Here is a 14,571-nt window from a genome sequence, read left to right as displayed (position 1 = left end):
CCCCTGTGGTTGGATCGGTCACAGGGCTGAGGTCGAATGAATGGAGCCAAAGCGGATAAAACGGCTTGTCTTTTATGTCCTTTTTCTCTCGGTGCTTTTATTTCAGTTTGCCTGCACCGAGACAAAGATCGGGCCGAAGGAAAAGGCGCTTCCCCTGAAAATGGGCATAGAGGTTGGAAATCTTGCCCCGGATTTTAATATCAAAAATCTAGGCGGGGGCAGGGCGTCACTCTCAGACTATCGAGGGAAGGTTGTCCTTGTTAATTTCTGGGCAACCTGGTGCGGACCCTGCAAGGCGGAGATGCCGTCGATGGAGGCGCTCTATCGAAGCCATGTGCGGGATGATTTCGAGATTCTGGCCGTTTCGATTGATCTTGGAGACGAAGCCCCTATTCGATCCTTCGTGGAAGATTTTGGCTTTACGTTTCCAATCCTGCTCGATAGCCAGTTTGACGTCAATGATCTTTTCCAGGTCCGAGTTGTCCCGACCAGCATCGTCATCGACCGTAACGGAGTGGTGACGGATCGTTTATTGGGGGCAAAGGACTGGAACGATCCGGACGCGCAGGCCTTTGTGAAAGAATTAGTCAACCGGCCTTATGAAGAAATCGGTCAATCAGGCCTAGCCGAAGGCGATAACAAGAAAGGTTAAAGGGATGTAACGATTCAGCACGCCACTATTTTTCTTCAGGGCAAGGTGCGAGGAGTACAGAACCGGAACGTATGTTACATACGTGAGGATTCGAGCACCGCCGCTATGAAGGAAAATAGTGGCGTGCTGAATCGTTACAAGCGAACACGTATGCAGCCGACGGGAAACATGTCATTCTTTATCGCTTTTTCTGCGGGGTTTCTCTCCTTTGTCTCTCCATGTGTTCTTCCGATTGTCCCTTCTTATGTTTCCTTTATTACCGGTCTGTCCCTTGATGAACTGACCTCGGCGGGAGGGAAGGGGCGGGCCCGTGAGATCGCGTTGAAAAACTCTCTGATGTTTATCCTGGGTTTCTCAACGATTTTTATTCTTTTCGGCGCATCGGCAACTTTCCTCGGTCATTTATTCCTTTCGAATCAAGTCCTCCTCCGGCGTTTTGGCGGCGCCCTCATAATGTTTTTTGGTTTGTACATCATGGGTCTGATTAAGCCCTTGTTGATGGGAAGGGATTCCCGTTTCCATTTCAAGAACAAGCCTGCGGGCTATTTTGGTTCTTATCTTGTCGGCATTGCCTTTGGTGCGGGCTGGACCCCTTGTGTCGGTCCCATCCTCGGGTCGATCCTCCTCTATGCAAGTACGACTGGTTCTGTTTTTACGGGGATTCAGCTTCTTGCCGTGTATTCCCTCGGACTTGGCCTTCCTCTCCTTATTTCTGCCATTGGGGTTCAGTCCTTCCTGTTTTATTTCAAGAAGACTGCGCGCTATATGCGGTTTGTTTCCGGGGCAAGCGGTGCAGTTTTGGTCGCCGTGGGGTTTCTGATCTTTACGAACTCCCTCACACTGCTGACCTCGTTCTTCACAGAAATAGGCTTCGGATGGACGATCGGTCAATGATAAGACCTCTAAAACCCTTTTTCGCTCCCTGTTATTGAGGGCCTGTGAATGCGGTTAATACTTAGTATTCTTCTGGCCTTTTCCTTCTTCCCATTGCCTATCCTATCTGCTGAAGAACCGACACCTTCGTATACCTTTAAGGCCCTTGCTGAGATTGGAGGGCGGTCTATTGTCAATATCCGATCTTCGGAGCTTGCAGAAGAGGGCGAGGGGCCGCTCAAAGATTTCTTCCTTTTTGGAGACTACCTCAAAACGGAGGTGAAAGCGGGAAGCCTGGGAACGGGTTTTATCATTGATCCCACCGGTTTGATTCTTACCAATTACCATGTTGTTGCGCCAAAACCCTGGAACCGGGTGGTGGGAGGGATGTCGGTTCGGCTTTCTGACGGGAGGGAGTTCCCGGCGCGGGTGATCGGAACGGATGAAAGACTCAATGTCGCTCTCCTGCGGATCGAGGGAGAAGTGCCCTTCCCCTCGGCGATCCTGGGTGATTCGGAGCATCTTGAAATCGGAGAATGGGTGATGGCGGTCGGAAATCCCTTCGGCATCGAAACCTCTGTGACGGTCGGCGTGGTCAGCGGAACCGGCAGAGTGCTTGGCGCAGGCCCCTATGATCATTTTATCCAGACCGATGCAGGTATTCATGCCGGAAATTCAGGCGGCCCTCTGCTGAACCTGCGGGGCAAGGTTGTCGGCATGAATGCCGCAGTGCGTTCCTCCGCGCAGGGCATTGGGTTTGCCACGCCGATTAATATGCTGAAGAAGATTCTCGTACCACTTGAAAAAGAGGGAAAGGTGACGCGGGGATGGTTGGGGGTAATGATTCAGTCTCTAACCCGGGATCTGGCCAGGGCCTTTCAATTGGAGGATGAGCGGGGGGCATTGGTTTCACAGGTCATGGAAGAAAGTCCGGCGGAGCAGGCCGGTGTTCTCCGAGGGGATGTTATCATGACGTTTGATGGAAAAGAGGTTGGAGAGATGCATGATCTTCCTTCTTTGGTTGCAGAAACCCCAGTTGGAAAGACGGTCTCGCTTGCCTTGGTTCGTAAGGGAAGGCCGTTAGAGCTGCGAGTCAAAATCAGGCGTCTGGAAGAGAACTAGGCGTGTGTGAAAGAAGAGCACAAGACGGATAGGCGGGAGTTGGTTTCTTTAGGCGATTTTCTGAAGCAGCCAGCCGGCCATGAAGATCCCCATGCCGACGATGGTAAATGTGTAGAGAAAGCCCATATCTTTGCCGAGAGCCGCCGACACAATGAGGGAGTGCAATACCAGGACAATTCCAGTGATCTGAACGCCCTTTGCAATGTAATAGAAGGTTTTTCCCATTATCTTTTCCTGTTGAACGAGCAGTGGGCAATACCCCAGCCTTCCAGGGAATTTACCATAGGATAGGGTTGAAAATCAATTATGACCGGGAAGGATCGCTGTTGAATCGAAGGAGGATTTGAGTATGCCGAAATCATTCCAGAACAGAAAGAGATTGGGCGAGATGCTCATTTCTGAAGGACTCCTTTCGGAAGCGCAGTTGGAGCGGACCCTGGCAGAACAGCGCACGCACGGGGGCCGAATCGGAATGCTCTTGAAAGATCTCGGGTTTGTTACAGAGGATGATATCATCAGGGCCCTTGGGAGGCAGATGGGGATCGAGTATGTCGATCTTTCCAGTATGCTCATCGACCCGGAGGTGATCAAGGTGGTTCCTGAAATCCTGCCCGCCGTCACAGCGTGATTCCTCTCTTTAAGAAAGAAAACAGCTTAACCCTGGCGATGGCCGACCCCCTCAATGTTTTCGCCATCGATGACGTGAAGCGTGTGTCCGGATGCCAGGTTGAGCCGGTGATGAGCAAAGAGGCGGACATGATGAAGTCTGACCGCTACTACAGCATGACCGGGACGATGGAGGAGGTGGTTCGGAGTTTTGAGGAGCAGCGAGCAACTACAGATCGCCGGGAGGGGACAGGAGAACGACGCCGGGGAGACCGACGTGAGGCACAAAGCCCCTACCTCATCGACTCCGGGGAGACAGGGGATGGAGATGGAGAGAGTCTGGAAACAGTTGCAGAGGATGCCCCCGTGGTGAAACTTGTGAATACGGCCATCATGCAGGCAGTTCGTGAAGGGGCCAGTGATATTCATATTGAACCGGACTCCGATGTCTTAAGGATCCGTTTCCGGATTGATGGGATGGCGGTTCACGATATTCAGCCGGACCGTGTTATTCTGAAAAATGCATCAGGGGTTCTGGAGTTAAGAGTTGATCCGTTTACCACGAGATAATAGAGGAAGCCCTGAATCAGAGATTCCTCAAGTCGCGCCGCAAGGAGGGTGTCGAATGCAGCCATATGAAAAAGACAGACCTGGGAACAGACGGACACGGATAGTCGTCCTGCTTCTTGTCCTTCTGCTTGGTTTTGTGATCGGTCCTTTGGATGCTGGAGCAGGACACCGGCATCCAGAAGACTTGGACAAGGGTTCATCCCTTCTCTCTATGGAATTCAGGGATGCCGACTTAAAAGATGTCCTCCGTGCTCTCGGCCAGGAGAACCAACTGAATATTATCGTTAGCGAAGATGTCAGCGGAAAAGTCACCCTCAGTTTTCGGGAGGTTTCTTTTGAAGAAGCCCTGGGGTCGATCCTGAAGGTCAACAACCTTGTTTCGTTCAGGGAAGGGGATATTGTCCGTGTCATAAAATCGCCATTCGGTGAGGGTGAAACGGATCTGGAGACGAAGATTATCCCGATTTCGTTTGCAGATGCAAGGGAAACGAAAGAGATCATCAAAGAATTATTGACCAAGAAGGGAAGTGTTTCACTCGATGTTCGCACCAACTCTTTGATTGTCCGGGATGACCCTGGAAACATACAGAAAATTGTCATGGTTGTCAGGACCCTCGACAGTGAAACCCCGCAAGTGATGATTGAGGAGCGTATCGTAGAGGTGAATTCCAACTTTACCCGGGAGTTGGGAATCCAATGGGGAGGAAGGCTCGAAGCCGGTTCAAACAAGTTCTTTCAGGTGACCGGGACGGGTTTAACCGGTGGGACTGGTCTTTCCGGGAGTAATTTCCTGGTCAATCTTCCGGCCACCGTCGGGGCAGGATCAGGCGGCGCCATCGGGTTACTGGTCGGGAGTATCGGATCGGCCAGGCAGCTCGACATCCAGTTGTCAGCGATGGAGGACACCGGGCAGGGGAAGATCCTCTCCAATCCCCGCGTATTGACGTTAAACAACAAGAAGGCAGTCATCTCAAGCGGGACGGAGATCCTGATCCCGACGGCCGCGATCCTATCCACAGGGGCACAGACGGGAGCCGGTGGAGGAACATCGGTCACCGGCACGGGGGCAACGACCGTGGTCACGACCATCGACGCAAAACTTGAACTCATTGTAATCCCTCATATTACACCCGACAATCAGATCCTCCTCTATGTCAAGACCACTAAAAAAGATCCTGATTGCAGCCAGCAGGTGCAGGGCATTCCCCCCTTACTTACCCGAACGGCCGAGACCCACCTATTAGTGGGAAACCGTGAAACGATTGCCATCGGCGGCATCTATACCCGTCGGGAATCGACAGCGGAAAAGGGGGGCCCCTGGTTGTCAAAGATTCCGATCATCGGGTGGTTTTTCAAAAAACAGATCAAAAATGAAATTCAGAACGAACTTCTGATCTTCATCACCCCCCACCATCCATAGGAAACCGGACAATAAGGAGCAAAGAATGAGGGCCCTCCGGTAACTCCATTCCATGTCACGCGCCCATAGCTCAGCTGGATAGAGCACTTGGCTTCGAACCAAGGGGTCGGGGGTTCGAGTCCCTCTGGGCGCACCATCTTTTCAATGACTTAGAGAGAACGTACACCTGCCACAGTCGGCGATTGTGTTAAAATTGTGACAAAATTCTCCCTTTTATCCAAGATTTCCACCCCATCTCTAAGGCTTTCCGGGTAGTGATGTGCATAACGCTGGGTCATGCTTGGAGTTTTATGGCCGAGCAAGATTTGCACTTTGTAGATGTCCACCCCCACCTGGACGAGCCGAGTCGCAAAGGTATGCCGTAGGTCATGAAAGCGGATATCTTCGATCCTGGCCTTATTGAGAGCCGAACGATAGGCACGCCTCAGGTTGTTTACGTCAATCTCGGTGTGGGCCTTGCTATGGAAGACGAGATTTGTCATAAGTGCCCTGACCTTCGATTTCTGCCTGAGAAGATGGGTTGCCGTCTGGTTGAGAGGAATGGTCCTTTTCTCCCCGTTCTTGGAACGAAAGACGGTGACGGTCTTTCGAAAAAGATCAACTCCCGACCACTTCACTCCTCTGTGTCAAGTTCACGAAAACAGTTCAGCTTGGCGAGTGATGCGCAATACATTGGAAGAATCCTAAGATGCGTGAGACTTTATTAGGAGGGTTAATATTTAGATTGAAGAGAAGTAAATTTAGGCGAGACGTTCTGGAGGTCGTAAAAGGTCAAAAATAAAAGGAAAAAGTTTATTGAAAAGGTCTTATGATGATGACTATGGTGCTTCCAAAGAGAGGGAACTTCCTAGTGTTTACCGTGGGTCCCCTGGGAGGAGGATTAGGTTTTCTCCTTCCGGTATCTTCATTAGTCTCTTGGATTTCAACTTCTGGCTTGTCGTAGGTCCCGCTGTTCCGTAACGGATTGCAATACTCTTGGTCCTTAGTACTAATGGCAATCACGGATTCGAATAATAAGTGCAACAATAGGTTGAGATCACGTTCTATTAATTGTTCCTAGAATTAAGGTGCAAGTCCTTTTCAATGTGCCTGTCGATCCCCAAACTCATCCGCCTCATCGTGATGCGAATCATCACCGTGACCGGACTCACCCCCTTCTTCGTTGTGTCCACCGTCACTATGACCATGTCCCTCTGAAGCTTGCTGATCGAGTGTCCGGTAATCCTCACTACTCATATTGGGTAAGGTCTTTACAAATGCAACGATATTCCAAAGTTCCTCATCTTTATGCGTCGGTCCCCAGGCCGGCATTCCGGTCATCCGGATGCCGTTTTTAATCACCCAGAACAGCTCGGCGGAAGACATCTGTTCGGCACGCTTGGCAAGGTCCGGTGGTTCAGGGTTTAGTCCCTGGGCTATCGGAGAGGCTGAAGCTCCCGGCGGGGTATGACAGCTTGCACACATCTCACGATAACTGCGGAAACCTTCTTCGACCTGTTGCGTCCCTTTCATGGGCGGCACTTTGATTGAGGCTGCACGGCTTTTCACGGCGTTCTCCCGTGTAGTGGCCAATACCCAGCGGATCAAGGCTGGATCTTTCCATGATGTGGACACATTGAACAGGCCGGCGTAAACTACCGTCAAACCCACAAGCGTGGCAAGTGTTAGGGCAGTACCTAATGTGATGACAATATTTTTCATCTTAACTCCTTTCGTCATCTGATATGAATTATGGAATAAAACCTATTTTTGAAAGTCCCTCAAGTTTTCTATTCACTCTTCCAATTTCCCTCTAATTCCTTATCGCCCCTGAAGGGAGAGAATGTAATGCACCAGATCCCAGGCGCTGTCTTCTTCCCCTTTGAAGGAATCGTTGTAGCCGGGCATGGGGGTACCGTCGAGGCCGGTCATGATGGTCCGGTAGATGTCTTCGTGGGAGGTTCCATTCCCGAAGGTTTCCTGTCGCGTAAGATCAACCGGATGGATCATGAGTTGTCGTTCATCCCTGAGATCCATCCGCCCGGCCTTACCATCATCGCCATGGCATTCATTGCATTTCATGATGTTAAATAGCAGTCTGCCACGCAAGGCGCTCTTAGCCGAATAGGCATAGGGACCCACATGTTTGACATACTTGATCGTTGTCGTGGTCGGAAGCTCTTCCTGAATAAACTCTTTTGCGATATACATCGCCACGGACTTGATGCCGTCTTCACCCAGATTTCGAAAAGACGGCATATACCCTGGAATCCCTTCACGAATGGTCCTCATGAGGTCCGTCAACATGGGAAGATCACCCGATTCGGTCGACCGAAATTTAAAGATCCCCATCGTAAAATTATTCGGCCTCGGGTGAGAGTAGGGCCCGATAAATCTTGAGGCGGGGCCGTCACCCTCTCCCTTCCTGCCGTGGCAGAAAAAACAGCTCATCTGAAAAATCATCTTCCCTTTCATGACGGCCATCGCATTTGGTTCTTTCATGTTCATATCATCCATACTCTGCATGTCTTCCATGCCATCCATCTCTTTCATTTCACCTCCCTCCATGTCCATAGAGGAATGGTCCATCTCTTGCGATTGAACCTGTGCAATCGAAACAAACAGGACGACGAAGCTCAGAAGTCCAAGGGTCATAACTACTGGTTTTAATAGACGCATAATTGCCTCCTGCCTAGGGTGCGCGTTCATTCTAAAAATCAAAATCGACTCCGACCGCAACAAGGTTTCTGAAATTCTGAAGGGGGTTGTCACTGACCGTCCCGACATTTACGCTGTCGCGTAAAAAGAGGGCGAAGTTGTCCCTGTAGTATTTTCTGACCTGGAGTGTCAGGACTTTTCCATCTGCCTTTTGGTTGACAAAACCTCCTGATATCATCTGGTCATATCTGAGGGAAACGAGGTGTTGATCGGTGATGAGCAGGTCGCCCTCTATCGTTAAACCCACGGCAGTGTCATCAAAGGTCGCGGCGGCACTCGCGGGCAGACCACTGATTTTATCCCAAATTATCGCTCCATAGATGTCGAGCAACTTATACTTCACGTTGCCTGCGAAGCCGTAGCGGAACCAGTCGATCAACTGATTTCCAACCATTGCCGTGTCGTTTCCCCAATTGGCGAGCCCTGAAACACTCCCGGAAAAATATTCCGTGCCCCCGAAATTCATTCGTGCCATCAGATAGGGGTCTTTTTTTTCGTTCACATCAGCGGTGCCCGCTTCGATGCCTTGCATGATGCCGGCCTGAATCATATATTTCCCTGCGACCATTGCATGGACATCAAGGCCAAAACCTCCGGAAGTGTTGTAGAGGACGGATCGTGTGACTTCAAGAGATTGGCCGTCACCCGTGCTCAGCCCAAAAAACTTTGAGGCAAAGGCATAGGGTGTCAGAGTAAATCGCTGTATCTGTCCGCCTTTATCGACGCGTCCTGGACTATTGATGATGAACTGCCGATTGGTCGAGTAAGAAAAATTGGTCGAAGGGTCAACCTTCCCGACCATGACCATCGGCCCCATCATCATCGGGCCGCTCATGCCACCGGACGGCTTTTTCGATATTGAAGGCCCAAGATCAAACATGAGGAGAAATTCTTTGCCCAGACCGAATTCCGTCTTTTTTTCGAAGAGTCCGTTTTCGATGCCTTGAATGGCATCGATTTCGTTGCTTAGATTCAAAAAATAACTGACGTCGTCGGTAAAGGTCCCTGCAAAATAGAATTCGATCTCACGCGGCAGTGCCAGGTTGCTTTCGACCGGATTCCCGCCGGAGAAAGACTCGGCAAAGTTCCCGGTCGCCCGGAGCCCGAAGATATTCAGCATCTCGATCTCGGAGTTGACCCGTCCGATTCGCCGCTTCTTACGAAGCTCCCCCTCCTTGGTTTGAGGAATCTGGTAACCTGCCATGTGAAAGACCTCGCCAAAGGCATTCAAACGGGGGGGCTTGGTATGGCAGGAGGTACAGGAAAGATCGTATTTTCTTGCAAAGGCAGGGATCGCCTTTGAGGGAGAAGGGAATATCGCTAGGACAAATAACCCTAGAAAAAAAATGGGGATGATTCTTCCTAGAACCTTCAGTAGAGTCTTTGATGTTGTCGGCATTGGAACTTCCTTTCAATAAGATAGAAATATGCTTTTCAAGAGGTGAATTTGCATCCGGACTATCGGAGAACCGATATTCGGAACCGCTAGGCATATTATGAAAGGAAATCTTAAAGACGCAGAGATTGATTGAGTTGGTAGAGGTTCGAGATCCGCTTGAGAAATATTCGCGCTTCTAAAAAGTGTAATGGACGGTGGGTAGGATGGTAGAATCGGGATGTTACTATGATCGATACAGTAGAATCGTTGTGAGGAAGCGGTATCAAAGGGCCTTTTCCCCAGCTTGCCTCTTCTTTGGATAGTAATGCCGACCTGGAACAGGTATGCTCTCCCCCCTTGGAGGTGTGGTGGGTGTCATCCGTTTTCTGGTGGCCATGCCCAGCATGGGCCGTCATTAAGGTTTGGGCGGATGCTGAATTATTATCCCAAGGACAGACTCCCCAGATAAAAAACCAGACAAACAATAGCAATGATATCGAAAAACGATTTTTTGGGGCCTGGAAATATCTCATGTTAAAGTTAAAATCCCTTGATTTATTAGATCAATTGAGGTGAACCAATCGCATCTTTAATATCGTTTCAGGACTGTTTTCACTTAATCCATCACAAATTCCAATGCTTCTCGATTGGCTAGAATGGTCTGATCAATGATTTCTCCGCAGAGTAGACAACGGAACCCAATAAAAGAAAATCTGTCCATGTCATCCCAAAAATCCTGGAATCGATTTGGGACCATTAAACCATCACATCTTGGACAACACATAACACACCTCCTTCTTTTCAAAGGATGAGTATGTTCCTGGAATATCAGTAAACTGTTACCCGAATCTTATATCGTTGGGTATTTAAAGGGGGTATTAAAGGCGAAAGGATTGGTGGATCTGATAAAGATTAGAAAAACGCTTGGGGAGCCTGAGCGTTTGTGAAAACGGCAAAGGAAGATGGGGAGGCTGATGAAACTGGGCGAACACGAAGATTGAACCTGAAGATTCGTTCCTCGGAAGAGGTTGGAGAGAGTCTTTTCCCCAGTTTGACTGCTGTTTGGAAAGTGAAATCGCTCCGACGCAGCTATGTTCAACTCCCTTGGAGGTATGGTGGGTATCGTCCATTTCCTGGTGGCCATGCCCGGCGTGGGTTGCCACTAAAGGCTGGGCAGCCACAGAAGCATTATCCCAGGGGCAGATCCCCCAGACAAAGAACCAGACGGGGAGCAGTACAAAGGTGAAAAGCCGTTTTTTAGACGAGGGGTCCTTGTTCATGATTAAATTATAATCATGCTCTATCTTTATGTCAACTCTGGTGAAACACTCAGATTAAGCATTAGCGTAGAGAACCATCCCATGCGTACGTTCTTTTCTAGTGACCATTACCATCGATATTAGGTTTAACCGGCCAAACATTTCCCTTGGTAATCGATAATTCTTAAAACTTTGAATGTTATCGATTTGTAAGATGAATGCTTATTTTAAAAAGTGACAAAACTCATTGTTGGAGTTGGTTATCGTTGGGTAGAATAGGTTTGAGAGAGGAGAGATTATTATTTTTCTAACCCGTGTGCCGGTTAAGTTACCCTCAGACACCGTTCTATACCGGACGATTTTAATACTGTAATAGTATTGTGTCAAAATTGTGACAGAATTAAGCGAAAACGATAGAATTAATGGCAATCAGCAGAACCTATAGAAATCTGATAACATATTGATATTACGACTAAAGTATGTAAAAAATCCCAAAATAAAGCAGTTGTGAAAATACCCCTTTTCACGCTTCGAATCAAGGTGGCGGGGGTTCGAATCCCTCTGGGCGCACCATCTTTTCAAAGGGGTAACGTATTCAGACAACCTTTTTCCCCTCCCGGCTGTATAGTTTGTATAGTTGATTCCTTAGGCGGGAAACCGTTTACCTTCTACCCATTTCAATTTTTAAAACTTTTCCCTGAAACCTTCACACAACGATTTTCTTAAGATATTGAAGGTTACTACTCGAAATCCACAGATATTTTGTTTCTCAAAACATCTTCAACGAAATAACCTTGTGGACGGGATATTTTGAGTAAGACGCTTTAAAAGCGAGTCCGCTGTCGATTACATTGAAACGTTTATTAACAGTAAGCGATGTCACTCTTACTTGGGGAAGCTCTGAATAAGTCATGAATTAAATTTTCAGGGCTAAAATGCCCCGCTTCAGCGTTGTAAATCTTGAACATGCACAGCAAGTGTACGCAGTTAGCGAGCGAATAAAGATAAAGATTTTTTCATTTCGTGTCGAAGAATCCTCGCCTTCAGGGCGTGGTTCTTCCAAATAGAGGGCTATGGCTTCGCGAGAACCATCCTCTTCGATTTACGCCTTGAATCGAAACATTTTTTCTCCTTAAAAAATCAACCCAGACTTAATCAGAGCTTCCTTGGGTTATTTGAGCCCAATGGAGTTTGAAAAGAGTAGTCTCAGGAAACTGTCCATTTTTAGCCAATGATTTCCCCCGCTGGGTTATCCCAGGGGGGCACTCAATGCAAGCCAGAATTTTATTTATTCTCTGCGGCTTTTTCGTCTTGGTAGGCCTTGATCAACTCTGCGGAGATTTGTTTTGGTACTGGGGCATATTTCAGAAACTCCATTGAGAATTCACCCTTTCCCTGCGTACCACTTCGGAGATCAGTGGAAAATCCGAACATTGCGGAAAGCGGAACCTCGGCCTCGATTTGAACGAAGGTCTCGTTGTTTATCGTTCCGAGGATAACACCCCGTCTCTGATTGAGCAGTCCGATCACACCTCCTTGGAATTCGACGGGCGCTTCGCATCCCAATTTCATAATCGGCTCCAGGATAATCGGTTTGCCGTGAGGATAGACTTCCTTAAAAGCGGCGATCGCGCAGGTTTTGAAGGCCATTTCAGAAGAGTCGACCGCATGGAAGGCGCCGTCGTTTAGGACGACACGAACACCCACCACAGGAAACCCGATGAGCGAACCGGTCTTGATTTGTTCACGAAATCCCTTCTCACAGGCAGGGATATATTCGCGCGGGATTGCGCCTCCCTTGATGTCTTCGACAAACTCAAAGGTCTCAACCGCATCGGATGGGAGCGGTTCGATGTATCCTCCCATTTTTGCGAATTGTCCAGAACCGCCGGTCTGCTTTTTATGGGTGTACTTGAACTCGGCCTTCTGAGAGATTGTTTCCCGGTAGGCAACCTGCGGTTCTCCCGACTCGATCTCACAGCTGTATTCCCGTTTTATTCGTTCGATATAAATTTGAAGGTGAAGCTCACCCATGCCGGAAACGATGGTCTGGTTGCTCTCATCGTCGCGGTGAACACGAAAAGTGGGATCTTCTCTCATAAAGCGGTTGAGCGCTTTAGAAAAGTTTCCGGCGTCTCCCTTCTTTTTCGGCCAGACGGCCAGGGAGATGACGGCGTCAGGGACATACATTGAGGTCATGGTGTGGCGGATGGTCCCATCGGTGAAGGTGTTTCCGGAAGCGCAGTCAACACCGAAAAGCGCCACAATATCTCCCGCTTCAGCAGAGTCGATATCGTGCATCTCGTCGGAGTGCATCCGGACCAGCCGGGAGACGCGGACCTTCTTCCCTGTTGTCACATTATGGATCGTGTCTCCTTTTCTGACTATTCCCTGATAAACACGCATATAGGTCAACTGACCATAGCGACCATCTTCCAATTTAAAGGCGAGCATGACGAGCGGCTTGTCGGGCGTGCTTTCTAAGATGACTTTGGCTTCGTCGTTGTCCTGATCGTGCGCCTCATTGGTGATCTGAGTGGGATTGGGAAGATAGTAACCGACCCCGTCGAGAAGAAGTTGAACGCCTTTGTTCTTGAATGCGGAGCCCATCATCACGGGGATGAATTGAAGAGAGATGGTCGCCTTACGGATTGCCTTGCGAAGTTCGTCGGTTGAAACGGGTTCCTCCTCTAGGAATTTCTCGGCGATGTTGTCGTCGAAGTCGCTGATCGCTTCGACCAGATCATGGCGGAGGTTCTCGGCCTGGGCCTTCAACTCGGCCGGAATCTCTTCCTCTCGAACATTCTCTCCGTTGTCGCCATCAAAGTAGTAGGCTTTCATATTGGTGAGATCGACCGTTCCTTGGAAATCCATTTCCGCTCCGATGGGCATACTGATGGCGTGTGCGTTGTGCCCCAACTTTTCACGGAGCTGTTTGATGACTCGGAAGGGGTCGGCTCCCGTCCTGTCCAATTTGTTGATGAAGGCGATCCGAGGAACCTTGTAGCGGCGCATCTGGCGGTCAACCGTGATCGATTGGCTTTGGACGCCAGAGACGCCACAAAGGACGAGAATGGCAGCATCAAGCACACGAAGGGCTCGTTCCACCTCAATGGTAAAATCGACGTGGCCGGGAGTATCGATGATGTTGATGATGTAGTTTTTCCATTCGCAATAGGTTGCGGCCGATTGGATCGTGATTCCTTTTTCCCGCTCCAAATCCATCGAATCCATCGTCGCGCCCACTCCTGATTTTCCGCGGACCTCTTCAATCTTGTGGATTTTTCCCGTGTAAAATAAGGCCCGTTCCGTCAGAGTTGTTTTGCCAGAATCGATGTGGGCTGAAATACCAATATTTCTAACTTGACTGATGATCGCCATGCACTTGCTCCTTGATTAAATTTAAATAAAAAATAGGGACTGGTAGTATACTATCTCATGAACCACTACACAACTTATATGGCTCTGCTACAAAAAAGAGGTGAAAACCGTAAGGACTATTTAAGTGAGGTTGTGATTAAGTGTGATAGGTTATATTGGTCGAGGAGAGTCAACTAGACCCGTCACTTTGAATGTGGAAAGAAATTGAAAGGGGCTTGTTGGGGGATCTCTCTTCTTACGATAAAAGCGTGGTTCACATCCTTGCATCGACACTTTGCTAGAGCTCTAAAGGTATTGGAATGATGAATATCTATTTGGATTTCAAATGATTCACAGCCTGGTCCATGGTGTTGGATATGCGAATCGATTCCTTCTCTTATTTTAGTTCTTACAGGAGATGACATTAGAACAGGCCAGTTATACTTGTCGGACATTCTTACCCAGAGTTGAGAGTGCAATAAAAAGGGGGGGAGTGAAGGAGGCTCGAGTTATAACTGAAAGTGGTGTATTGAGTACTTGAAAAAAGCGGCGTATCTGGTTGATTTGAAACTGCGAATGAATCAAACAACCTGGAGGATACGCCACCATGAAAGATCATACCGTTATTTCGTTA

The 14,571-nt window shown here is 48.9% G+C and carries 12 protein-coding genes and 1 tRNA gene; 7 read left to right on the top strand and 6 right to left on the bottom strand.

Annotation, left to right across the window (positions count from 1 at the left end):
- Positions 1 to 40: 40 nt before the first annotated feature.
- The 7 genes from EYQ01_11040 to EYQ01_11010 all read left to right on the top strand — a co-directional run bounded on the left by EYQ01_11040 (position 41) and on the right by EYQ01_11010 (position 5,379).
- Positions 41 to 652, top strand: coding sequence for a TlpA family protein disulfide reductase (locus EYQ01_11040; GenBank protein HIE66318.1), 612 nt, complete (start codon positions 41 to 43; stop codon positions 650 to 652).
- A gap of 150 nt (positions 653 to 802) precedes the next feature.
- Positions 803 to 1,546: a cytochrome c biogenesis protein CcdA gene (locus tag EYQ01_11035; protein ID HIE66317.1), complete on the top strand. Its 744-nt coding sequence runs from the start codon at positions 803 to 805 to the stop codon at positions 1,544 to 1,546.
- A 48-nt stretch (positions 1,547 to 1,594) separates the two neighbouring features.
- Positions 1,595 to 2,647 carry a PDZ domain-containing protein gene (locus EYQ01_11030; GenBank protein ID HIE66316.1) on the top strand — a complete coding sequence of 351 codons (1,053 nt, stop codon included), beginning with the start codon at positions 1,595 to 1,597 and terminating at the stop codon, positions 2,645 to 2,647.
- Between the two features lie 349 nt (positions 2,648 to 2,996).
- Positions 2,997 to 3,275 (top strand): hypothetical protein, encoded by a 279-nt coding sequence (locus tag EYQ01_11025; protein HIE66315.1) that lies wholly within the window; start codon positions 2,997 to 2,999, stop codon positions 3,273 to 3,275.
- Positions 3,272 to 3,823, top strand: coding sequence for a hypothetical protein (locus EYQ01_11020; GenBank protein ID HIE66314.1), 552 nt, complete (start codon positions 3,272 to 3,274; stop codon positions 3,821 to 3,823). Before EYQ01_11025 ends, EYQ01_11020 begins: the two co-directional genes overlap by 4 nt.
- A gap of 55 nt (positions 3,824 to 3,878) precedes the next feature.
- Positions 3,879 to 5,243, top strand: a complete 1,365-nt coding sequence (gene pilQ / locus EYQ01_11015) for a type IV pilus secretin PilQ (protein HIE66313.1) — start codon at positions 3,879 to 3,881, stop codon at positions 5,241 to 5,243.
- 59 nt (positions 5,244 to 5,302) lie between these two features.
- Positions 5,303 to 5,379: transfer RNA gene (locus tag EYQ01_11010), tRNA-Arg, on the top strand.
- Positions 5,380 to 5,392: 13 nt separating this feature from the next.
- On the opposite strand, the gene EYQ01_11005 is transcribed toward EYQ01_11010, so the two are convergent.
- From EYQ01_11005 to EYQ01_10980, 6 genes are all read right to left on the bottom strand, one after another.
- Positions 5,393 to 5,860 (bottom strand): site-specific integrase, encoded by a 468-nt coding sequence (locus EYQ01_11005; protein ID HIE66312.1) that lies wholly within the window; start codon positions 5,858 to 5,860, stop codon positions 5,393 to 5,395.
- A gap of 463 nt (positions 5,861 to 6,323) precedes the next feature.
- On the bottom strand, positions 6,324 to 6,962 hold the full coding sequence (locus EYQ01_11000; GenBank protein ID HIE66311.1) for a cytochrome c: 639 nt from the start codon (positions 6,960 to 6,962) through the stop codon (positions 6,324 to 6,326).
- 81 nt (positions 6,963 to 7,043) lie between these two features.
- Positions 7,044 to 8,009: a hypothetical protein gene (locus EYQ01_10995; protein HIE66310.1), complete on the bottom strand. Its 966-nt coding sequence runs from the start codon at positions 8,007 to 8,009 to the stop codon at positions 7,044 to 7,046.
- On the bottom strand, positions 7,933 to 9,339 hold the full coding sequence (locus EYQ01_10990; GenBank protein HIE66309.1) for a hypothetical protein: 1,407 nt from the start codon (positions 9,337 to 9,339) through the stop codon (positions 7,933 to 7,935). Before EYQ01_10990 ends, EYQ01_10995 begins: the two co-directional genes overlap by 77 nt.
- An 857-nt stretch (positions 9,340 to 10,196) precedes the next feature.
- Entirely contained in the window at positions 10,197 to 10,598 is a 402-nt protein-coding gene (locus EYQ01_10985) for a hypothetical protein (GenBank protein ID HIE66308.1), read from the bottom strand.
- 1,263 nt (positions 10,599 to 11,861) lie between these two features.
- Positions 11,862 to 13,958: an elongation factor G gene (locus tag EYQ01_10980; GenBank protein HIE66307.1), complete on the bottom strand. Its 2,097-nt coding sequence runs from the start codon at positions 13,956 to 13,958 to the stop codon at positions 11,862 to 11,864.
- Positions 13,959 to 14,571: the final 613 nt, after the last annotated feature.

Source organism: Candidatus Manganitrophaceae bacterium (genome assembly GCA_012960925.1).
Lineage (GTDB): Bacteria > Nitrospirota > Nitrospiria > SBBL01 > JAADHI01 > DUAG01.
The sequence above is the reverse complement of the archived record's forward strand: the minus strand, read 5'-3'. Positions and strand labels throughout refer to the sequence as shown.